A 21585-nucleotide genomic window follows, 5' to 3' on the forward strand; every position below is an offset into this window, starting at 1 on the left:
CCGTAGCGCCAAAACCCGTCATGCACTAAGATTGCAAACGGACCACCTCATTGGGGCAGGCCAGGGCCACAGATGGGGGCGACTTTCATCAGTCTCTCGGAGATGCTGAGCTATCAGCTCTCTTCCAGTTTCTTTCGTTTGCGGCGGGCCTGCTAAGTTTTCTTATCGTATTCGCGTTCAATGCGAAATCTATCGGACGCGGAATTGCGGACGGAGGGTAGAATGGACGCTGGGCGCCGATTGCTTCTTGCTGCTAGCCTGAGCAGTCTTGTTGTCGGGAAAGCAGATCGTAGCTTTGCGCAGGTGGAGGATATTCCAGCCTTTGATGAGACTCTCGCGATTTTAGACTCACGCCCAAGGACAATCCTTTTATATACTCACTTCAGTCTGGCATTCTCTCTTGCCCTCAACATCGTGAGCCTTGAGGGTGACCCACGTGAACTTCCGCTGCTTCCAAGCCAAAGACCTGAGACTGAGGATATATTCAGGGCGTTGATTGCAGCGAGCAGGGAGGAGCAGGAAAGAGAGCGCTTACTTGCGTCTATCTCGAATGCAGATGACCCGATACATACAATAGAGAGGCAGCACTCTGACCTTGTGTCGAGATTCATAGAAGCTCTTGCAGAAGCTGGTCTTTCCGGAGACTCGCGGCTAATTGCCAATGCTGTAAACAGCTTGACACATGTCGAGCGCATCGCCTCCGTTGTTGTAACCGATAGCGACTCCAGCTTTCTTTGTCGAGTATTTCCTTTCACGTACTTCTGTAACTGATGCGTATCGTGTCTTAGCGCCATCTCTTCGGGGCCTTACAGAAGGTCAAGTACACTCTTTAAAGAAAAGTGCAAACTATAAGGTGAGTGAAGGCTTGCCGGCCGAATGATCGGCGGGTGCCATAAGTATGTGGTCGGATTAGAAGCGTGAACCTTCGTTTCACGGTGAGGTATAGCTGGTCCGAGTATCGCAACGCTTTTCGACCCCGCCTCACCTCCGTCCCCCATAATTCGCCTTCGGCCCCGCGATCCACCAGGCGATGAGCCCCGCGACCGGCAGGATCGCCACGACTAGCACCCAGATAATCTTGCTGCGCCCCGTCGCGCCCGAGTTGATGATCGAGGCGATGGCCCAGATGTCGAGGACGAAGATGATCAGGCCGAAGATGCTGCCGAAGAAGTTCATCGGGATGGCTCCGTGGGTAAGGGGGCGCGACCGGCCCGTTGATGCGTCAACGGGCTGGCCGCGCCGGGGTTCCCCTTAGAGCACGTAGCGCGACAGGTCCGCGGACCGCGCGAGGTCGCCGAGTTGGGATTCGACGAAACCGGCATCAACCGTGATCGCCTCGCCCTTGCGGTCGGGGGCGGTGAAGGAGAGGTCCTCGAAGACCCGCTCGATCACCGTGTAAAGGCGGCGGGCGCCGATGTTTTCGACGCTGCCGTTCACCTCGGCGGCGATGCGGGCCAGGGCCGCGATGCCGTCGGGGGTGAAGCTGACCTCAAGCCCTTCGGTCCGCATGAGCGCGGCGTATTGCAGGGTCAGGGCGTTGTCGGTCTCGGTCAGGATGCGGACGAAGTCGGCCTCGGTCAGGGCGCGCAGTTCGACGCGGATCGGCAGGCGGCCCTGAAGCTCGGGCAGCAGGTCCGAGGGCTTGGCGACGTGGAAGGCGCCGGAGGCGATGAACAGGATGTGGTCGGTCTTCACGGGGCCGTATTTGGTGGACACCGTGGTGCCCTCGATCAGGGGCAGGAGGTCGCGCTGGACGCCCTCGCGGCTGATGTCGCCGCCGCGGGTCTCGGCGCGGGCGCAGACCTTGTCGATCTCGTCGATGAAGACGATGCCGGACTGCTGGACGGCTTCGAGGGCCGCGGCCTTGATCTGCTCGTCGTCCAGAAGCTTGTCGGCTTCCTCGGCGATCAAGAGGTCGTAGGACTGGGCGACCGTGACCTTGCGGCGCACGCGGCGGCCGCCGAAGGCCTTCATCAGCGCGCCGAGGTCCATCATCTGGCCCATGCCGGGCTGGCCCGGAACCTCCATCCCGAGGGGGTTGGAGGTGTCGTTCAGTTCGAGTTCGATCACGGTGTCGTCCAGTTCGCCCCGGCGCAGCTTGCCGCGGAACAGCTCACGCGTCTGGTCGCGGGCGTTCTCGCCGGCCAGCGCCTCGATCACGCGGGCCTCGGCGGCCTCGCGGGCGCGGGCCTTGACGGCCTCGCGCATCCGCTCACGCGTTTCGACCATGGCGGCGTCGGTGAGGTCGCGGATGATCTGTTCCACGTCGCGGCCGACGTAGCCCACCTCGGTGAACTTGGTGGCCTCGACCTTGACGAAGGGGGCGTGGGCGAGCTTGGCCAGCCGGCGCGAGATCTCGGTCTTGCCCACGCCGGTCGGGCCGATCATCAGGATGTTCTTGGGATAGACCTCGTCGCGCAGGTCGTCGGCCAGCTGCTGGCGGCGCCAGCGGTTGCGCATGGCCACCGCCACCGCGCGCTTGGCCTCGGCCTGGCCGATGATGAAGCGGTCAAGCTCGGCGGTGATCTCGCGGGGGGTCAGGTCGGTCATGGCATCCTCGGGGTTTCGTTGCCGCCGACTTATGCAGCCGGGGCGGAAACGCCAAGTCACCAGGTCGCGCGGGCCTGCATGGCGACGGGGCCGTCGGCGTAGGAGGTCCAGAGGCTCAGCGCCTCGCCGTCCTCGGCCGCGTTCAGCGTGAAGTCGGCGTCGTCGAACAGGGGCGACAGGCTGCGGAACTCGAAAAGGGCGGGGCGGCGGCCGCGCAGTTGTTCGGCGAACTGGACCAGCAGGGTCGCCTGCAGGGGGCCGTGGACGATCAGGCCGGGGTAGCCCTCGACATCGCGGACATAGGGCGCGTCGTAATGGATGCGGTGGCCGTTGAAGGTCAGGGCCGAGTAGCGGAACAGAAGCGCGGCCGAGGGTTCCAGTTGACGGCGGTGGGCGCCGTGGGGCGCGGGATCGGCGGGCTTGGCGCGGCCCGAGTCGGTGCCGCGATAGACGATGTCCTGGCGTTCGCGGACAGCCTCGCGGCCGTTGCTGTCGATGCGGTGGTCCACGGTCACGAAGCAGAGCGTGCCGGTGCGGCCGTGCTTGACGGAAACGTCGCGGATGGTGGAACGCCGCGTGACCGTCTCGCCCACGCGGATGTCGCCGGTGAAGGCGAATCTGCCGCCGGCCCACATGCGGCGGGGCAGGGGCACGGGGGGCAGGAAGCCGCCCCGCGCGGGATGGCCGTCGGGACCGAGCTGCGCCGTCGGCGCGGCGGGCGGCGCGACGCAGAGGTGGATCATCGCAGGGGCCGCGTCGCCGTCCCGGGGCTCGCCCGTGACGTCGAAGGTCGCGTTGAAGCGGTCCACGGCGGCGGGGGTCAGCAGCTCGGACTTGGTTTCCTCGCGGCCGATCCACTGGCGCAGGTGGTCGATGTCCAGGTCGGTCATGCTGTCTCCAGTCCGGGAACGGGGCCATAGTCGCGCGTCTCGCCCGCGAAGACGGGCGCGGGGGCGGGATAGCTGACGGGGCCGTTCGGCGTGTCCACAGTGATACGCCGCAGATGCGGGTGGCGCGAGAGGCCGTCCATGTCGTTGACCGTGGCGAACGCGATGTCGGCAGCCTCGATGGCGGCGGTGGCCTCGGGCAGGCTGCGGGCGGCGAAGGCGGCGGCGACGGCCGCGTCGGTTTCGGCGCGGTTCGCCACGCGGGCGGTGTTGGTGGCAAAGCGGGGATCGCGGCCGAGACCGGGCTGGCCGAGGAAGATTTCGGCCAGCTTGCGCCATTCGCGGTCGCTTTGCACCGAGATCAACACCTCGGCCCCGTCCCTGCAGCGGAAGACGCCGTAGGGCGCGATCGAGGGATGGGCAAGGCCCACGCGTTTGGGCGTCTGCCCACCCTCGTGCTGCAGCAGGGGCACAGTCAGCCAGTCGGCCAGCACGTCGAACATCGAGAGCGAGATCGCCGCGCCCTTTCCTGTGACGCCCCGCGCGATCAGCGCCTCGAGAATCGCGGCATGGGCGGTCGCGCCGGTGGCGATGTCCACCATGGAGATGCCGACGCGGGCGGGTTCGTCCAGGCCGCCGGTGATGGAGCACAGGCCCGATTCCGCCTGGATCAGCAGGTCATAGGCCTTGCGGTCGGCCATCGGCCCGCTTTCGCCATAGCCCGAGATCGAGCAGGTGATGAGCCGGGGCCAGTCCCGCGCCAGCCGTTCCGGGGTGAAACCCAGCCGTCCCAAGGCGCCCGGCTTGAGGTTCTGGACCAGCACATCGGCGCCGTCGAGCAGGACGGTCAGGGCGTCCTTGCCTTCGGGCGTGGTCAGGTCGAGGACGCGCGACTCCTTGCCGCGATTGAGCCAGACGAAATAGCTGGACTGGCCCTGCGCGACGGAATCGTAGCCGCGGGCGAAATCGCCCTCGGGGCGTTCGATCTTGATGACACGGGCGCCCGCGTCGGCCAGCCGGGCGGTGGCGAAGGGCGCGGCCACCGCCTGTTCGATGGCAACAACGGTCAGGCCTTCAAGGGGGCGCATCAGAAGCTCCTCGGCAGGCCGAGGACATGCTCGGCCACGTAAGACAGGATCAGGTTCGTGGAAATCGGCGCGACCTGGTAAAGGCGGGTTTCGCGGAACTTGCGTTCCACGTCGTATTCGGCGGCGAAGCCGAAGCCGCCGTGGAACTGCAGGCAGGCGTTCGCGGCCTCCCAGCTTGCTTTCGCAGCGAGATACTTGGCCATGTTGGCCTGGGCGCCGCAATCCTGGCGGGCGTCGTACAGGCGGCAGGCCTCCCAGCGCATGAGGTTGGCGGCCTCGATCTCGATGAAGCTTTCGGCGATGGGGAACTGCACGCCCTGGTTCTGGCCGATGGGGCGGCCGAAGACCGTGCGCTCGCTGGTGTATTTCGTCACCCGGTCGATGAACCAGTAGCCGTCGCCGATGCATTCGGCCGCGATCAGCGTGCGCTCGGCGTTGAGGCCGGTCAGGATGTACTTGAAGCCCTTGCCTTCCTCGCCGATCAGGCTGTCGGCCGGGAGTTCCAGGTTGTCGAAGAACAGCTCGTTGGTCTCGTGGTTGACCATGTTGGGGATCGGGCGGACGGTCATGCCCCCTTTCACCGCCTGCTTCACGTCCACGAGGAAGATCGAGAGGCCTTCGGATTTCTTCCTGACCTCGGACAGCGGGGTGGTGCGGGCCAGAAGGATCATCAGGTCGGAATGCTGGACGCGGCTGATCCAGACCTTCTGGCCGTTGATCACGTAGCGGTCGCCCTTGCGGACAGCGGTGGTGCGAAGCTGGGTGGTGTCGGTGCCCGTGGTGGGCTCGGTCACGGCCATTGACTGCAGCCGCAGCTCTCCACTGGCGATCTTCGGCAGATAGGTCCGGCGCTGTTCCTCGGACCCGTGCCGGACCAGCGTGTTCATGTTGTACATCTGCCCGTGGCAGGCGCCCGAGTTGCCGCCCGAGCGGTTGATCTCCTCCATGATGACCGAGGCTTCGGCAAGGCCGAGGCCCGAGCCGCCGTATTCCTCGGGGATCAGGGCGGCCATCCAGCCGGCGCGGGTCAGCGCGTCCACGAATTCCTCGGGATAGGCGCGCTGTTCGTCCACGCGGCGGTGGTAGTCGTCGGGGAACTGCGCGCACAGGGCGCGCACCGCGTCGCGGATGTCCTGATACTGGTCGGCGGGCTGGGCGATCATCGCGGGCCTCCTGTCGCTGGGCGGCAGATTAGGACTGGCGGAGGCGATAAGCCAAATACATGATGCATCTGCCCGCCATAACGGAACGATATGGATGATCGAGCTGCGGCAACTGCGCTATTTCCTGGCGATCATCGAGCAGGGCAGCCTGACGCGCGCGGCCGAGGTGCTGCGCGTGGCCCAGCCCGCGCTGTCGGGTCACGTGCAGCGGATGGAGGCGCATCTGGGCACGGCCCTGCTGCTGCGGACGCCCAAGGGGGTGCAGCCGACGGAAGCGGGTCAGGCGCTGGCGCGGCACGCGCGGCTGATGCTGGATCAGCTGGCGCAGGCCGAGGAGGAGATCCGGGGCCAGCGCGACGACCCGGCCGGGCTGGTGCGGCTTGGCCTGCCGGGGACCATCGGACAGATCCTCGCGGTGCCGCTGATCCGGGCGGTCCGCGCCCGCCATCCCCGGATCGAATTGCGCGTGGCCGAGGCGATGAGCGGCTTCGTGCTGGACTGGTTGGAGGCGGGACGCATCGACATCGCCGTGCTGTATGAGGAGGCAGCCGGGCGGAGCATCCTGACCGAGCGGCTGCTGGAGGAGGAACTGGTGGTCATCGGCGCGCCTGCGCGGGCCGCCGAGATGCCGGGCGAGGCGCTACCATTGGCCGTGGCGCTGCGGGCCGGCCTGATCCTGCCGGGCGAGGGGCACGGGCTGCGTGCGCTGCTGGACGCCCAGGCGGCCACCCTGGGGCAGCCGCTCGCGACGGTGATCGATGTGGATTCCTACCAGAACATCAAGGCGCTGGTGGCCGAGGGGATGGGCTGGTCGATCCTGCCGCGCAACGCGGTCGCGGCCGAGGCGGCGCAGGGCGCGCTGCAGGTCTGGCCGATCCGCGACCCGCAGCTGCGCCGCCATGTGCATCTGGCCCATGCCGTGCGGCGGCCGGTGACGGGCGCGGTCGCGGCGGTGCTGGGACTGGCGCGTGACACGCTGCGCGGTCTGGTGCGAGACGGCGCCTGGACGGGGGCGACGCTGGTCGGAGAGGCCGGCGCGGAGGGCTGAGCCGGTTCTTCCCGACCGGGTCTGCGTTCAGGCGGCGATCCGCTCCACTACCAGGTTGGCGTTGGTGTAGACGCAGATGTCGGCCGCGATGGCCATGGCGCGGCGGGCGACCGTCTCGGCGTCGAGGTCGGTTTCCATCAGCCCCCGCGCCGCCGCCAGCGCGAAGTTCCCGCCCGAGCCGATGGCGGCCACGTCATGTTCCGGCTCCAGCACGTCACCCGCGCCGGTCACGACATAGACCTGAGCACCGTCGGTGACGATCAGCATGGCTTCCAGGTTGCGCAGGTACTTGTCGGTGCGCCAGTCCTTGGCCAGTTCGACGCAGGCGCGCTGCAATTGGCCCGGCGCGGACTCCAGCTTGCGCTCCAGCCGCTCCAGCAGGGTGAAGGCGTCGGCGGTCGAGCCCGCGAAGCCCACCACCACCTCGCGCCCGCCGGGCGACAGGCGGCGCACCTTGCGCGCCGTGCCCTTCATCACTGTCTGGCCCACGCTGACCTGCCCGTCGCCCGCGACGACGACCTCATTGCCGCGGCGCACCGCCAGGATCGTGGTCATGCTGTCTTCCCCTTCTTGGTCTTGCGGGCCCCAGATATGGGCGCGCGCCCGCTTCCGCAACGCGGGCGCGCCGATTACGCTGCCGCCATGCCGCCGCCTCCCACCCTTCGCGTTTATCTTCACGGGCAGATGCTGCGCACGGCGCGGGCGGGGACCTTCCCGGCGATGGCCGTGCTGGCGCGCGCGGTCCAGGCACGGGGCTGGCGCGTGCTGTTCGAGCGCGCCTCGCCGCAGGCGCAGGACAGCCCGCCTCCTCCGGGTGACTACGCGTTGCTTCACATGAAGCAGCCCCGCCATCCCCGCACCCTGACGCTGCGCCGCGCTTATCATTATCCCTTCTGGCGCATCGAGCCCGTGGCCCAGCGCTGGCGCTTTGCCGTGGCGCAGGCGCGGTTCGACCCCGAGGCGGTGGATGCCGAGGAAGCCGCTGCCTTCGTCCGCCGCTTGCGCGCCCGCGTCCTGCCGGGTCCCGAGCCCCGGCGCGGGGATCACGTCCTTGTGCCGCTGCAGGGCCACCTGCGCCGGACCCGGTCCTTCCAGACCATGAGCCCTGTCGAGATGCTGGAAGCGGTCTGCCGCACCGGCCGGCCGGTGGTGGCAACCTTGCACCCGTCGGAAAGCTACGATGCCGCCGACCATGCCGCACTGGACCGGCTGGCGGCCCGGTATCCAAGGCTGGTTGTGGGCGGCAATACCATGGCGTTGCTGCGGGACTGCGCCTTTGTCGCTACCCAGAACAGCGCGGTCGCCTTCGACGGCATGATCCTGGGCAAGCCTGCCGTCCTGTTCGCGCAGATCGACTTTCACCACGCAGCCCTGAACGTGGCCGACCTGGGCGCCGAGGCCGCGCTGGGCCGGGCGGCGGCCGCGGCGTCTCTCCCGCTCGACCGCTATGTCCACTGGTTTCTCAAGACGCAGGCGATCGACGCGCAGGCGCCGGATGCGGACGCGCGGATGCTGGCGGCCATGCGCCGGGGCGGCTGGCCGCTGTAGGGCCCGAGGGGTTGCGCCCGACCCGACGCTTCCGCAAAGTCCGCGCGATCGAGCGGTGCGGGGACAGGCATGTCGGACAGGGTGGTGATCGTCGGTGCAGGGCAGGGGGGCCTGCAGGTCGCGGCCAGCCTGCGGCAGGAAGGCTTCGCCGGACCCGTCACGCTGCTCGGGGACGAGCCCGGCCTGCCCTACCAGCGTCCGCCGCTGAGCAAGGCCTACATGAAGGACGGCGACGAAAGCCGCTTGGCGCTGAAACCCGCCTCCTTCTTCGAAACGGCCGGCATCGATTACCGCCCCGGCACCATCGTCGCCGGGATCGACCGGCCGGCGGGCGAGGTGGTGCTGGACAGTGGCGAGCGGCTGGGCTTCGACCATCTCGTGCTGGCGACCGGCGCGCGCAACCTGCGCCCGCCGCTGCCCGGGATCGACCTGCCCGGCGTGCACGAGTTGCGCGGCCTGGCCGATGCCGCCCGGCTGCGCGCCATGGCCGAGGGGGTCCGCCGCGCCGCGGTGATCGGCGGCGGTTTCATCGGGCTGGAATTCGCGGCTGTCGCCGCCGCGCGCGGCATCCATGTCACCGTGATCGAGGCCACCGACCGGCTGATGTCCCGTGCCGTGACGCCGCCGATCTCGCAGCGCTTCCTCGACTTCCATCGCGCGGCGGGGGTCGATGTCCGCCTGGGCGCGCTCGGCACCGCCGTCCTGGGCGGCAAGGCGGCCGAGGGCGTCGCGCTGGCCGATGGACAGGAAGTCGCGGCCGACCTCGTCCTGCTGGCCGTGGGCGTCCGCCCGAACATGGAGCTTGCCGCCGAGGCCGGGCTGGCGGTCGCCAACGGCATCGTCGTGGACGGGCACCTGCGCACCAGCGACCCGCGCATCTTCGCCATCGGGGACTGCGCGAGCTTCCCGCTGGGGGGCATCGCCACGCGGCTGGAATCGGTGCAGGCGGCGGTCGATCACGCCCGCCATGTCGCCCGCACGATCACCGGGGCCGGGCAGCCGCCCTATGACGCGCTGCCTTGGTTTTGGTCGGACCAGGGGCCGCTCAAGCTGCAGATCGCAGGGCTGTCCACCGGCTGGGACGATACCCATGTCCTGACCGACGCCACGGGCGCGGTCGATACGGTGCTGGCCTTCCGCGACGAGCGGCTGATCGCGGTCGAGACGGTGAACCAGGCCGGGCGGCACATGGCCGCGCGCAAGCTGCTGGCAGGCGCGCCGGTCATGCGGGACCGGCTGGAGGGGATGGACTGGGACCTGCGGGCGGCGCTGGCAGCCTAGGGACAGAGTTCCAGGATGCGCGCCTCGGGGCAGGCCTCGCGCGCCAGTTCGCAGACATGGCGGTGGTGGGTCAGGTAGATCACCTGCCCCGACCGCGACATTTCGGCCAGCGCCCCCAGCGCCAGCCGTGTCCGGTTGTCGTCAAAGGTTTCCATGATGTCGTCGGCAATCACCGGCACCGGACCGTGTGCCCCCGCCCATTCATGGAACCCCGCGATGCGCAGCGCGAGGTAAAGCTGGAAGCGCGTGCCCTTGGACAGCGCACCAGGCTCCTTGGACCCGCCATCCGCCGTGATGGCGATCAGCCGCTCGGTCCCCTCGCCCGGCTGCGAGGTCAGGCCCCGGTAGGCCCCGCCCGTGATGGCGGCAAAGGCGTCCGAGGCCCGGGCCATCATCCCGCTGCGATGGTGGTCGCGATAGCTGCGCAGCGCGTGGTCCGTGGCGATCACCCCCGCCCGCAGGCGCAGCCAGGCGCGCGCCTCCTCCTCAATTTCCATCAGCAGGGCGCGGCGGCGGGCCTCGATCCTCGCCACGCGGTCGTCGCCCGTGACCGCGTCCAGCGCGTGACGAGCGGCGTAAAGGGCGCTACGGGCGGCGTCCAGCCGCGCCTCGGTCTCGGCCTGCGCATCCTCGGCCCGGACCAGCGCCGCGCGCAATTCGTCGGGCGTGGTGCCGGAAAGGCGCGCGCGCGCCTCATCCAGCGAGGAGACACCCAGGGCGGCGCGGATCTGCGCGTCCAGCCGCGCGGCGCGGCCGCGCAGCTCGACGCGGCGCTCGATGCGGGCCAGCGCCGCTTGGGCATGGGTCAGGTCCGGGGCGCCCAGATGGGCAGTGATGGTCGCGGCCTCGGCGTCCAGCCGCGCGCGGCGCTGGGCCAGTGCGTGGCGGGCAGCCTCTGCCTGGGCGAGGTCCTCAGCCAGCGCCGCGCGGCGCTCGGCCGTTCGACGGGCCTCGGCCAGCCGGGCGGCGGCAGCGGCGTGGCGGGCCAGCGGGTCGCCGGGGGGCAGGTCCAGCGCGGCGGCCAGCGCGTCCACGGCTTCGGCGAAGCGGCGCTGGTCGTCCTGCATGGCTTCGGTGCGGTGGCGCAGGTCCTCGGCCAGGGCCAGCGCCGCGCCAAGCTCTCGCAGGGGGGACAGCAGGGCGCGCAACCGGGCGGCATCGGGCGGGGCCTCGGCCAGGAAGGTCGGGGTGCAGGCCTCGGTCAGAGTACGCTGCCAGTCGTCCAGGGCACGTCGCGCCGCCGTCTCGGCCTGCCCGCGTGCGGCGAGTTCCCGCGTCAGGCGCAACCGTTCGGCCCGGCGCGCGGCCTCCGCCTCGTGGCGGTCGAGCAAGCGCTGGGCCTGGGCGGCAAGCGCGCGCAACTCGCCCCCGGAGGTCTCGCCTGCGGCCTCCAACTGGGCGCGCAAGGCTTCCTCGGCCTGTGCCGCTTCGGTTTCGGCACGCTTGGCGGCGCGGGCGGCAGCTTCGGCCTCGTCGGCCAGGTTCAGCGCCCGCTCGTGCCGGACAAGCCAGCCGGACAGGTCCGCCAGAGGATCGGCCGGGTCGCGGCCGGGCAGGATCGCGCCCGCGCGAGCGGCCAGGGTCGCGCGCAACTCGGCCAGCCCCGCGTCGGCAACTGCGAGATCCCGCGCGGCGGCCTCGGCCAGCCGCTCGGCCGTTGCGGCATCCTCGCGCGCGCCGTGAAGGCGGCCGATGTCGGCCGCGCGTTCCAGTTGGGCGGACACGGCGCGGTCATGCGCCTCCATCGCCTCGGCGAAGGCGCGGGCGGTTGCGGCGTCCAGCGCCGCCAGATGTGCGTCCCATGTCGCGTCCCGCCGGGCGCGGCTTTCGGCCACTCGCTGCGGATCGGCGGGGCCGATGCTGTCGGCAAGCCCGTCGCGCTCGGCCGCCCGGCGCCGCGCGTCCTCGGCCCGGTCGGCGGCTGCGCGGGCCGCCGTCTCGCGCGCGGCAGTAGCGGCGTCGAGCCGCGCCGCCCAGGCCCCCAGCCGCTCGGCCGAAGGCACCTCCAGCGCCCGCAGCGCAGCCGCGTCGCCTTTCCAGGGCACCAGTCGTGCCAGTGCCGCATCGAGGCGGGCGGCAGCTTCGGCGGCATTGGTCTGCGCCTCATCGCGCCTGCCTGCCAGATCGGCGCGGCGCAGGGGCGCCAGCGCCTCGCGCAGCGCTGTTGTGCCATCCTCCGCGCCCTCCTCGTCCAGAGGGCCACCCGCCGCCGCAAGCTCGTCCACCCGCGCCGCCACCTCGGCCCGGGCCGAGGCGAGACGCGCCGACAGCCCCTCATGCGCCGTCATCAGCTCGGCCAGCCGGTCGAGCGTCCCGGCGCCGACCTCCAGGCTGGCGGGATCCGCGCCGGGCCGGATCTGGCGACCCAGTCCCTCGATCCGCTGGCGGGCGGCGGCAAGCTCCTGCAGGCGGCGGGGCAGGTCGTCGCGCGCGGCGATCCAGCGCGCCTTCAGGTCCTCGTCGAAGCCCGCGGCCTCGGCCTGCGCCAGCGCCGTGTCGTCCGGCACCAGCGCCGCCAAGGCATCCACCAGCCCCTGTTGCCGCTCGGCGTTCAAGGTGGCTTCAGTCCGCAGCGCCACGTCCTCGGCCAGCAGAGCGGCCACCCGCGCGGGCCAGTCCGGGGGCACGTCGGGCAGCCCTTCCATCGGCGCAAGCTCCGCGTCGATGGCGCTCCACTCCGCCAGCCAGGGCAGCGCCTCCAGCGCGGCTTTCGCGGCGTCGCGGGCGGCGGCGGTGCGGGCATGGGCCTCGGCCGCGGCGTCGCGCTCGGCCTCGGCCTTGTCAGCCGTCTGCCGCCGCGCACGGTGCTCGGCCGCCTGCACGTCCAGAGCCTTGCGCTCGGCCACGAGCGTCTCCAACTCGGCGCGCATGTCCTTGAGGGTGCCTTTCCGGGCGGACTTCCTGTAGAAGGCGTCCGCGCCGGCCCGCAGCCGGTCCAGCCTGTCGCCCAGTTCCGCCAGCCCCGCGCTGGCCGAAAACAGAAGCTGGCCCAGGTTGCCCTTGCTGGACAGGATCAGCTCGCCCCCGTCCTCCATCGTGCCCGCGTCCAGCGCGAACATGTCGGCGCAGTCCTTCCGCTCGATCCCGCCGAGCGCCGCCCGCAGCATCCCGTCGGGCACGGGCCGCCCGGCCGGATCGACCAGGGAGTCTCGGGTCTTCTTGACGCGAACGAGTTCCCGCTGGCCGTCCGGCAGGTCCAGCACCGCCCCGATCCGCATGGCGTCATAGGGATGCAGGAAGTTGTAGCTGCTGCGCGCGTGGATGCCGAACAGCAGGTCCAGCCAGGCGTTCAGCAGGGTGGACTTGCCGGCCTCGTTCGGCCCGTGGACGATGTGCAGGTCGGGTCGGCCCGGTTCCCCTGGCCCGAAGTCCAGGCTGCGGTCGGTAAAGCGCCCGTAGCGCGTCAGGTCCAGCCGGCGCAGCCGCATCAGTCCGCGCCGTCCGCCCGGTCGGGGACAAGCCGCGCCACCACCTCGTCCGCGCCCTCGCGCGCGAGGTCCGCAAGCGTGCGGTCCAGTGCGCCCTTGTCCTCGCCGAAGGCCCCGCGCAACTCGGGCGGAAGCTGCCCGATCAGTTCCTGCGCGGCGGCGGTCAGGTCGGCGGCAAAGGCTTCCGAGCCCAGCACCTCGCCCGAGATCAGCCGCCGCAGCGCGACCAGGGGCGAGCCGTCCACGACCGGCGCCTCCTCTGCCGGCAGGGTGCAGCTTGAGGTCAGCTTCTCGATCCAGGCGCGCCCGGTGGCCTCGGCCGCCGCCTGGGCCTCGGCCAGCAGCAGGTCCAGGTCGCGCCGGATGCGCCAGGCAAGCGGCGTGGCCCCGGTCAGCACCACCCGCGCCACCAGATGCGGCGAGCGCGCCTCGTCGCGTGCCGTTTCCAGCGCCCGGCGCAAGCGCCGGACCAGAGCGGCCCAGTCCGCCACGCCCGTCGCATCCACCGGCACCGTAGCGAATTCGGCGAGGCTGGTCAGGCGATCCTCGACAGTGATCGTGCGGTCGGGGGCCACGGTGACCAGAACGACGCCGCGCGGACCGGCCTCGCCGATGTCGCGTCCCTGCGGGATGCCGGGCATGACGACCTGCGTGCGCCCGACCACCTGCCGCGACGGCTTGTGGATATGCCCCAGCGCCCAGTAATCGAAGCCCGATCGCCCCAGGTCGGCGGGCGTCACGGGCGCGTAAGGGTCATGGCCGGGCGCGCCGCCCAGGCTCGTGTGCATCAGGCCGATGTTGACGGCCTCGGACACCGGCGGGCGATAGTCGCCCAGCAGGCTGGCCTCGGCCCGGGGCTCGCGGAAGCTGAGCCCGTGCAGGACCACCGGGACCGCGCCCTGCGGACGATCCAGCGGCACGGCCTCGGCGCGGTGGGTGTAGACATGGGTCGAAGGCGGCAGCACCAGTTCCCGCGTGATCCGCGACAGCGCGTCGTGGTTGCCGCGGATGATGTGGACGGCGACACCCGCCTGATCCAGCCGCCCCAATTGCTGCGCCAGGAAGCGGGCCGTCGTCATCGAGGTCTGGTCGCCGTCATACAGGTCGCCCGCCAGCAGCAGCGCGTCCACCCGTTCGGCCAGGCACAGGTCCACGATGCCGACAAAGGCCTGCCGGGTGGCGGTCCCGATCAGCTCGGCCACCTGGGGCGCCCGCAGCGCCAGCGAACGCAGCGGCGAGTCGAGGTGGATGTCGGCGGCATGGACGAAGCGGAAGCTCATGGTCACGGATTGTTCCGTGGCGCGGCGCGGAGTGCAAGCGGGGACGCGGCACCGGGGGCTTCGCGCCCCCGGAACCCCCGCGGGATATTTTCACAAAGAAGAAAAACAGGAGGCTCAGTCACGAGGAGTGGAGCTGAAGCCAGCCATGTCCGCGGAGGCCCCCATGCCCCAAGGTAAGGCTTCTCTTTTGCCTAAATATCCTGGGGGAGCCGGCGTCAGCCGGCGGGGGCAGCGCCCCCTTCCTCAATCCAGCAGATCCGTCACTGCGACCTGCTCGGGCAGTTCCAGTTCGATCACCCACAGGTCGGGATCGGCGGCACGCCTGCGGGCGATGGCAGCGTCGATGTCGCGCGCCGTTCCCTCGGCCTGCCGCACCCATGCGCGGCGATCGGCGGAAAGGTCGTATTCCTGCGCCCACAATTCGGCCGTCCCGCCGGGGCGGGCCACGCTGACCGCCAGCGCGCCCGCCGTGTCATCGCCGCGGTGGACGACATAGGCACCGCGTCCTTCCAGGTCCGCCCGCCGCAGCAGCGCGGCGACGCGCAGGCCGGCGGTCAGCCGCGGCTCCATCAGTTCCCGTCGCGGAAATCGAGCCCCATCTCGGTATAGCGCTCGGCCTCGTCCAGCCAGTTCTCGCGCAGGGCCACGCGCAGGAACAGGTGCACGGGACGGCCCATGAACTCGACCAGCTCCTCGCGGGCGGCGCGGCTGACGGCCTTGATCGTCTCGCCGCCCTTGCCCAGCACGATGCCCTTGTGGCCCGCACGGCTGACATAGACGACCTGATCGATCCGGGCCGAGCCGTCCTGGCGTTCTTCCCAGCTCTCGGTTTCCACCGTCAGCTGGTAGGGGATTTCCTCGTGCAGCCGCAGGGTCAGCTTTTCCCGCGTGATCTCGGCCGCGATCATCCTCATGGGCAGGTCGGCGATCTGGTCCTCGGGGTAGAGCCAAGGGCCTTCCGGCAGCTCGGCGGCCAGCCAGGCCAGCAGGTCGTCGGTCCCATGCCCCCGCTCGGCCGAGATCATGAAGGTGCGGACGAAGGGAAAGGCCTCGTTCATCTGCTTCGAGAGCGCCAGCAGCTCCTCGGCCTTCACGCGGTCGATCTTGTTGATCGCCAGCGCGACCGGATGCCCGCCTGCCTTCTCGCTGAGCGAATCCAGGATCGCCTGCACGCCGTCCGTCAGGCCGCGATGCGCCTCGACCAGCAGCACGACGATGTCGGCATCCGCCGCCCCGCCCCAGGCGGCCGCGACCATCGACCGGTCGAGCCTGCGGCGCGGGCGGAAGATGCCGGGCGTGTCCACGAAGACGATCTGGCTTTGCCCATGCATGGCGATGCCCCGGATGCGGGCGCGGGTCGTCTGCACCTTGTGGGTCACGATCGAGACCTTGGCCCCGACCATCCGGTTCAGCAGCGTGGATTTCCCGGCATTTGGCTCGCCGATCAGGGCGACGAAGCCCGCGCGGGTCGGTCCTTCGGGCGCCTGCTCGGGTGCGGTCTCGTTCTCGGTCATGCGTTATCCCCGATCTGGTCCAGCATAATGCTGGCGGCGGCCTGTTCGATGCTGCGCTTGGTGCCGGTGCCGCTGGCCTCTGCCTCGCGCCCGTCGTCCAGCCGCACGATGATGCGGAAATGGGGCGCGTGGTCGGGGCCCGACCGTTCCACCACCTCGTAAGAGGGCGGCGCCATGCCCTTGGCCTGTGCCCATTCCTGCAAGGCGGTCTTGGGATTGAAAGCGGCCTCCTCGGCCCCCGCGATCCGGGCGCCCCAGAGCCGCAGGATCATCGTCCGCGCGGGTTCGAAGCCCGCGTCGAGATAGACCGCGGCGATCACCGCCTCCATCGCGTCGCCCAGCAGGGCGTCCTTGCGCCGGCCGCCGGTCATCATCTCGGACCGGCCGAGCTTGAGGACCTCGCCCAGGCCGATCTGGCGCGCGATCTCGGCGCAGGTCTCGCCGCGCACCAGCGCGTTCAGGCGGGGGGCCAGCTGCCCCTCGGTCGCGCCCCGGTCGGCCTTCAGTAAGGCCTCGGCGATGGTCAGGCCCAGCACCCGGTCGCCCAGGAACTCGAGCCGCTGGTTGTCAGGCCGCGTGGCCGAGGACAGGCTGCCATGCGTCAGCGCGCGCACCAGCAGGGCGGGGTCGGCGAAGTCGTGACCCAGCCGCGCCGAGAATGCCGCGAGCTCGGACGAGAGCTTCACCGCGCCACCTCAGTGCACCCCGTGGAAGAAGCGGTCCGGCCGCCAGGTCCAGAAATACAGAAGCGAGCTTCCCGCCGAGGAGAAGATCACCCGGTCGGCGCGGCCGATCAGGAACTCGGCCGGCACGAAGCCCAGACCCCCGGCGATGGCGGGCACGCGGCTGTCTTCCGAGTTGTCGCGGTTGTCGCCCATGAAGAAATAGCTGCCTTCCGGAACGGTGAAGACCGGCGTGTTGTCCAGCGGCCAGTTGTCCACGATGTTCAGCACGTCATGGCTGCGCCCTTCGGGCAGGGTCTCGGTAAAGCGGGGGGTTTCGCAATCGCCGCCCTCGGCCACGGGCTCGTTGGTGCAGCGGGGCAGGGTGCGCGCGGGACCCTGCGGCAGCTTGGGTTCCACGAAGACGCCGTTGGGCGCCTGGGGCACGGGCTGGCCGTTCAGGATCAGCTGGCCGTTCTGCATCTGCACGGTGTCGCCGGGCAGGCCGATCACGCGCTTGATGAAATCGACCCCGCGGGTCGGGTGGCGGAAGACCACCACGTCGCCGCGCTCGGGTTCCGACCCCAGGATGCGGCCGTCGATGGGACAAAGCGCGAAGGGGCAGGAATAGCGCGAATAGCCGTAGGCCATCTTGTTGACGAACAGGAAGTCGCCGATCAGCAGCGTGTCCTTCATCGACCCGGAGGGGATCCAGAAGGGCTGGAAGAACAGCGTGCGGAACACGCCCGCGATGACCAGCGCCCAGAAGACGGTTTTCACCGTTTCCCAGATGCCGCCTTCCTTTGTCGCGGTCTTGGTGCGGGCCATGCTTTCTCTCGTTCCATGTCGGATGGCGAGGTTCTTGGGCGCGCCGGGCAGCGGAAGTCAAGGCAAAGCGCGTCCCGCACGCGCGGGCGTGAACGTCAGGCGCCTTCGGGCACGGCCTCGATCACGACAAAGGCCTGCGCCCAGGGGTGGTCATCGGTCAGGGTGACATGGACATGGGCGCGGTGTCCCGGCGGCGTCATGGCCGCCAGCCGCTCGGCCGCCCAGCCGGTCAGCGCCATGGTCGGCTGGCCCGAGGCGAGGTTGTCCACCGCCATGTCCCGCCAGGCGATGCCCATGGCGAGCCCCGTGCCCAGCGCCTTGCTGCAGGCCTCCTTGGCGGCCCAGCGCTTGGCCAGCGTTCCCGCCTCATGCGCCCGCCGCGCGGCCCGTGCCAGTTCGCGCTCCGTATAGACCCGGTTGCGGAAGCGGTCGCCGTGCCGCTCGAGCACGTCGGCGATCCGGTCGATGTTGCACAGGTCCGTGCCGATGCCGAGGATCATGGGGTGGGGCCACTGCGCGCCGCGTCCATCCGCGCCCGCATCTCCCGGATCGCCGGACCAAGACCGATGAAGATCGCCTCGGAGATCAGGAAATGGCCGATGTTCAGCTCGCGCAACTCGGGCAGGGCGGCGATGGGGCCGACGGTGTCGAAGGTCAGGCCGTGGCCCGCGTGAACCTCCAGCCCCAGCGCGGCGGCGATCCGCGCGCCCTCTGCCAGCCCGGCCAGCTCGGCGTCGCGGGCGGCGTGGTTGCCCTCGGTGTCGAGGTCGCAATAGGCGCCGGTGTGCAGTTCGACCACCGCCGCGCCGATGCGGGCGGCGGCCTCGATCTGGCGCGGGTCGTGGCCGATGAACAGCGACACGCGGCTGCCCGCCTCGCACAGGGGGGCGATGAACCCGGCCAAGCGCGATTCGTCGCCTGCCACGTCGAGGCCCCCTTCGGTCGTCCGCTCCTCGCGCTTTTCGGGAACGATGCAGACGGCGTGGGGACGGTGGCGCAGGGCGATGGCCTGCATCTCGGCGGTCGCGGCCATTTCGAAGTTGAGAGGCACGTTCAGCGCCTCGGACAGGCGGGCGATGTCGGCGTCCGCGATGTGGCGGCGGTCCTCGCGCAGATGGGCGGTGATGCCGTCGGCCCCGGCTTCCTGCGCCAGAAGGGCGGCGCGCAGCGGATCGGGCCAAGGGGTGCCGCGCGCGTTCCGCACGGTGGCCACATGGTCGATGTTGACGCCCAGTCGCAGCATGGCAGCCTTCCCCTTGGTTCTCGGGGCAGAGCCTAGCCGCCCGCGCCGCCCGAGGGTAGCCCCGGGATGGTGACGGTGGCGCGGACCCACCAGCCCGGCTGCGCGGCGGCAATGGCCTGCGCGGCACCTTGGGCCGCAAAGGCATCCGCGAAGATGCCGAAACAGGTCGCGCCCGAGCCCGACATCCGCGCCAGCCGCGCGTTCTGCGCCGACAGCGCGGCCAGGCAATCGGCGATTACCGGGCGCAGACCCAGCGCGGGCGGCTGCAGGTCGTTGCGGGTGGCGGATAGCCACTCCGTCAGCGCGGCGGCATCCGGCAGCGCGGGCAGGTCGGGAAGGGGGGCGTTGTCGCGGCAGCCCAGCGCGGCGAAGACGGCAGGGGTGGGCGTTTCCACGCGCGGGTTCACCAGCACCAGATGCAGGTCGGGCAGGGCGACAGGCGTGATCCTTTCGCCCACCCCCTGCATCCGCAGCGGACGGCTGAGCAGGCAGGCGGGTAGGTCGGCGCCCAGGGTCTCGGGCCGATCCGGCGCGGCGCCCAGCGCGCGCAGGACGGCGGCGGCATCCGCCGTGCCCCCGCCGATGCCCGATGCGGGGGGCAGGTTCTTCTCCAGCGTGACCGCGGCCTGCGTGCCCACGTGGCGCAGGGCGCGCAGACACAGGTTCTCCTCGCCGGTCGGCACGGCATCGGCGAAGGGGCCGGTGACGGCCAGCGCGGCAGGCCCCGGTGCGACCGTCACCCGGTCACCGAGCTCGGTGAAGACCACCAGCGAGTCGAGCAGGTGATAGCCGTCCGCACGCCGCCCCGTGACATGCAGGGCCAGGTTGATCTTGGCGGGCGCGGGCTCGGTGCGGATCATGAGGGCGGAAAGCGCCTCAGGGCCTTGGCGGAACGGCGCCGCCAGAGGCCTCAACCGTGGCAGGCTCCGGTTCGGGCAGGCCGAAGCCCTCGGGCAAGGTGCCGCCGTTTGCCCGCTCGGCTTCCAGAACGGCATCCAGCCCGACGTTCAGCTTGGCGCGAATGCGGTCCACGTCCGTGTCGGTGTCCTCGGGCTTGTAGAGGCTGAGCGCGCGCTGCCACTGGATCTCGGCCTCGCGCTTGCGCCCGACCATCCAGTAGATGTCGCCCATGTGGTCGTTGACCAGGCTGTCGTCGGACATGACCGCGACGGAACGCTCCATCGGCGCCACGGCCTCGGCATAGCGGCCAAGGCGGTAATAGGCCCAGGCAAGCGAGTCGAGGATGTAGCCGTCGTCGGGGCGCAGCTCGACCGCGCGCTCGATCAGCTTGAGGCCCTCGTCCAGCCGGACGTTCCGGTCCACCCAGGAATAGCCGAGATAGTTCAGGATCGGTGCCTGGTCGGGCTGCAGTTCCAGCGCGGCCTGGAAATCGGCGTCGGCGCTGTCGAACTGGCCCGAGCGTTCCTTGGCAATGCCGCGGGCGTAAAGCGGGAACCAGGTCGCCTGCGGGTCCTCGCCCGCCTGCAGGATCTCCAGCGCGCGGTCGTAGACGGGCACGGCCTCGGCGAACTTGTCGCGCTGGCGCAGCACGTCGCCCAGCGCGACCCAGGCCTGGGCATAGTCGGGATAGGCTTCGGTCAGGGCATGGGCGGCGGCTTCGGCCGCGTCCATCCGCTCGGCGCGGACCAGCGAATCGATGCGCACCAGCTCGGCCGCGGGCCGCATCTGGCCGGCCTCGCGCAGGGCGTCGAACTCGCGCTCGGCCAGGTCGAACTGGCCCGCCGATTGCAGAAGCTGGGCGATCAGCAGCCGCGCGTCCGGCATCTCGGGGTTGAGGGACTGCCCCAGCCGCGCATAGATCAGCGCCAGCGGATCGGTTTCCTCGTCCCCGATCAGGGCCCCGGCGAATGTCACCAGCACCTGCGCCAGCCCTTCGCGGGCGTTGCCGATCACGTCGAAGGGCAGCGTCTCGCCCGACTGGAGCCTGCGGCGCAGGTCCACCAGCGCCGGCTCGTTCTCGATCGCCTCAAGCCCGTCGAGCATGGCGATCGCCTCGTCGTTGCGTTCCAGCTGCGACAGGACCTGGGCGCGCGCCAGCACACCCTGCAGGTGCGAGGAGGCCTCGGGGTTGTCCAGGGCCGCCGCCGCGCCTTCGTAATCGCCGACCATGGCGCGCGCGAGCGCAAGCTGGAAGGCCGCGATCCCCGCCACGCCCTGCCCTTCGCCCATCTGCTCGAATGTGGCGAAGGCTTCCGAGGCGCGGCCCGCGCCCATCAGCGCCCAGGCGCGGAACAGGCCGTCCAGCAGCGGCCCCCCCGCGCTGGGAGAGGGGCCCCCCTCGTCCAGCAGGGCCAGGACGCCCGCCCAGTCCTCGCGCCGGGCCAGGTCCACCCGGCGCAGCAGCACGCCCAGTTCGGTCTCGTCGCCGCCTGCCTGCGCCAGGCGGTTGGCCAGGTCCACGGCCCGGTCGATTTCCCCGGCCGAGATCATCGACACAAGCGCGCCGTCCTGCAGGAAGGGCTCGGCCGGGTCCGCCGCCACCGCCTCGCCGAAATAGCGGGCGGCGGCCGCGAAATCGCTGTCGGTCGCGGCCTGCCGGGCGGCGAGATAGGCGCCGGCGAGGCCGCGGATCGGTGCGGGCCGCAGCCCCTGGCGGGTGTCGCTGCCGGGCGGCGTCTGCGCCTCCGGTCCGGTTGCAGGCTGGGCCTGCGTCATCCGGAGGACGGGCGTCCCACCGGCCGGCGCGAGGCCGGGCCGGGCAAGGACAGGAGGGGCGGTCGAGATCAGCGCGGCGATCGCCAGGCTCAGGATGGGCTTCATCGAACGGCAATGCCCCGCAGCACAGGTTGACACATGACCCGCGACCCTAGACGGGGACGCACCCGGCGGCAACGCCGGGCGGCCCGGGGCGCATCACATGTTGGGATAGTTCGGCCCGTCGCCGCCCTGCGGCGTGGTCCAGACGATGTTCTGCGACGGGTCCTTGATGTCGCAGGTCTTGCAGTGGACGCAGTTCTGGAAGTTGATCACGAAGCGCGCACCTTCGGGCACCGACTTGTCCTCGACCACCTCGTAGACGCCGGCCGGGCAATAGCGCTGCGCCG

The 21585-nt window shown here is 70.5% G+C and carries 21 protein-coding genes; 4 read left to right on the forward strand and 17 right to left on the reverse strand.

What is annotated here, in order from left to right; translation table 11 throughout:
* The first annotated feature begins 222 nt into the window (after window positions 1-222).
* Entirely contained in the window at window positions 223-771 is a 549-nt protein-coding gene (locus ACFFII_RS08130; protein WP_377698393.1) for a hypothetical protein, read from the forward strand.
* A gap of 210 nt (window positions 772-981) precedes the next feature.
* Here ACFFII_RS08130 and ACFFII_RS08135 read toward each other — a convergent pair whose 3' ends face one another.
* From ACFFII_RS08135 to ACFFII_RS08155, 5 genes are all read right to left on the reverse strand, one after another.
* Window positions 982-1176 (reverse strand): PLD nuclease N-terminal domain-containing protein, encoded by a 195-nt coding sequence (locus tag ACFFII_RS08135; protein WP_377698394.1) that lies wholly within the window; start codon window positions 1174-1176, stop codon window positions 982-984.
* A gap of 75 nt (window positions 1177-1251) precedes the next feature.
* A complete protein-coding gene (gene hslU / locus ACFFII_RS08140; RefSeq protein ID WP_377698395.1) occupies window positions 1252-2550 on the reverse strand; it encodes an ATP-dependent protease ATPase subunit HslU in 1299 nt (432 codons plus the stop codon).
* Between the two features lie 56 nt (window positions 2551-2606).
* Window positions 2607-3440 (reverse strand): HTD2 family dehydratase, encoded by an 834-nt coding sequence (locus tag ACFFII_RS08145; RefSeq protein WP_377698396.1) that lies wholly within the window; start codon window positions 3438-3440, stop codon window positions 2607-2609.
* Window positions 3437-4525 carry a CaiB/BaiF CoA transferase family protein gene (locus tag ACFFII_RS08150; protein ID WP_377698397.1) on the reverse strand — a complete coding sequence of 363 codons (1089 nt, stop codon included), beginning with the start codon at window positions 4523-4525 and terminating at the stop codon, window positions 3437-3439. The genes ACFFII_RS08145 and ACFFII_RS08150 overlap by 4 nt, the downstream gene beginning before the upstream one ends.
* On the reverse strand, window positions 4525-5688 hold the full coding sequence (locus tag ACFFII_RS08155; protein WP_377698398.1) for an acyl-CoA dehydrogenase family protein: 1164 nt from the start codon (window positions 5686-5688) through the stop codon (window positions 4525-4527). Before ACFFII_RS08155 ends, ACFFII_RS08150 begins: the two co-directional genes overlap by 1 nt.
* 94 nt (window positions 5689-5782) lie before the next feature.
* Here ACFFII_RS08155 and ACFFII_RS08160 point away from each other — a divergent pair, with 94 nt between their 5' ends.
* Window positions 5783-6736 (forward strand): LysR family transcriptional regulator, encoded by a 954-nt coding sequence (locus tag ACFFII_RS08160; protein WP_377698399.1) that lies wholly within the window; start codon window positions 5783-5785, stop codon window positions 6734-6736.
* A 27-nt stretch (window positions 6737-6763) separates the two neighbouring features.
* On the opposite strand, the gene hslV is transcribed toward ACFFII_RS08160, so the two are convergent.
* Window positions 6764-7291, reverse strand: a complete 528-nt coding sequence (gene hslV, locus ACFFII_RS08165) for an ATP-dependent protease subunit HslV (protein WP_377698400.1) — start codon at window positions 7289-7291, stop codon at window positions 6764-6766.
* An 87-nt stretch (window positions 7292-7378) separates the two neighbouring features.
* On the opposite strand from hslV, the gene ACFFII_RS08170 reads away from it, so the two are divergent.
* A complete protein-coding gene (locus ACFFII_RS08170; protein WP_377698401.1) occupies window positions 7379-8284 on the forward strand; it encodes a hypothetical protein in 906 nt (301 codons plus the stop codon).
* Between the two features lie 69 nt (window positions 8285-8353).
* A complete protein-coding gene (locus tag ACFFII_RS08175) occupies window positions 8354-9565 on the forward strand; it encodes an NAD(P)/FAD-dependent oxidoreductase (protein WP_377698402.1) in 1212 nt (403 codons plus the stop codon).
* Here ACFFII_RS08175 and ACFFII_RS08180 read toward each other — a convergent pair.
* The 11 genes from ACFFII_RS08180 to ACFFII_RS08230 all read right to left on the reverse strand — a co-directional run.
* Window positions 9562-12993 (reverse strand): AAA family ATPase, encoded by a 3432-nt coding sequence (locus tag ACFFII_RS08180; protein WP_377698403.1) that lies wholly within the window; start codon window positions 12991-12993, stop codon window positions 9562-9564. The two genes, ACFFII_RS08175 and ACFFII_RS08180, sit on opposite strands and share 4 nt — an antisense overlap.
* On the reverse strand, window positions 12993-14273 hold the full coding sequence (locus ACFFII_RS08185) for a metallophosphoesterase family protein (protein ID WP_377698413.1): 1281 nt from the start codon (window positions 14271-14273) through the stop codon (window positions 12993-12995). Before ACFFII_RS08185 ends, ACFFII_RS08180 begins: the two co-directional genes overlap by 1 nt.
* A 243-nt stretch (window positions 14274-14516) precedes the next feature.
* Window positions 14517-14843, reverse strand: a complete 327-nt coding sequence (locus tag ACFFII_RS08190) for a DUF1491 family protein (protein ID WP_377698404.1) — start codon at window positions 14841-14843, stop codon at window positions 14517-14519.
* Complete coding sequence (gene era, locus ACFFII_RS08195) at window positions 14843-15787, reverse strand: GTPase Era (protein ID WP_377698405.1); 945 nt, start codon at window positions 15785-15787, stop codon at window positions 14843-14845. Before era ends, ACFFII_RS08190 begins: the two co-directional genes overlap by 1 nt.
* A complete protein-coding gene (gene rnc / locus ACFFII_RS08200; protein ID WP_377698406.1) occupies window positions 15784-16473 on the reverse strand; it encodes a ribonuclease III in 690 nt (229 codons plus the stop codon). Before rnc ends, era begins: the two co-directional genes overlap by 4 nt.
* A 9-nt stretch (window positions 16474-16482) precedes the next feature.
* Window positions 16483-17277 carry a signal peptidase I gene (gene lepB / locus ACFFII_RS08205; protein WP_377698407.1) on the reverse strand — a complete coding sequence of 265 codons (795 nt, stop codon included), beginning with the start codon at window positions 17275-17277 and terminating at the stop codon, window positions 16483-16485.
* Between the two features lie 95 nt (window positions 17278-17372).
* Window positions 17373-17777 carry a holo-ACP synthase gene (gene acpS / locus ACFFII_RS08210; RefSeq protein WP_377698408.1) on the reverse strand — a complete coding sequence of 135 codons (405 nt, stop codon included), beginning with the start codon at window positions 17775-17777 and terminating at the stop codon, window positions 17373-17375.
* A complete protein-coding gene (locus tag ACFFII_RS08215; RefSeq protein ID WP_377698409.1) occupies window positions 17774-18520 on the reverse strand; it encodes a pyridoxine 5'-phosphate synthase in 747 nt (248 codons plus the stop codon). The genes acpS and ACFFII_RS08215 overlap by 4 nt, the downstream gene beginning before the upstream one ends.
* A gap of 32 nt (window positions 18521-18552) precedes the next feature.
* Window positions 18553-19380: a 4-(cytidine 5'-diphospho)-2-C-methyl-D-erythritol kinase gene (locus ACFFII_RS08220; protein WP_377698410.1), complete on the reverse strand. Its 828-nt coding sequence runs from the start codon at window positions 19378-19380 to the stop codon at window positions 18553-18555.
* Between the two features lie 16 nt (window positions 19381-19396).
* Complete coding sequence (locus ACFFII_RS08225; RefSeq protein WP_377698411.1) at window positions 19397-21301, reverse strand: tetratricopeptide repeat protein; 1905 nt, start codon at window positions 21299-21301, stop codon at window positions 19397-19399.
* 93 nt (window positions 21302-21394) lie between these two features.
* The coding region (locus ACFFII_RS08230) for a 4Fe-4S dicluster domain-containing protein (protein WP_377698412.1) at window positions 21395-21585 on the reverse strand (191 nt) is incomplete at its 5' end.

The organism is Paracoccus niistensis (genome assembly GCF_042432925.1).
Lineage (GTDB): Bacteria > Pseudomonadota > Alphaproteobacteria > Rhodobacterales > Rhodobacteraceae > Paracoccus > Paracoccus niistensis.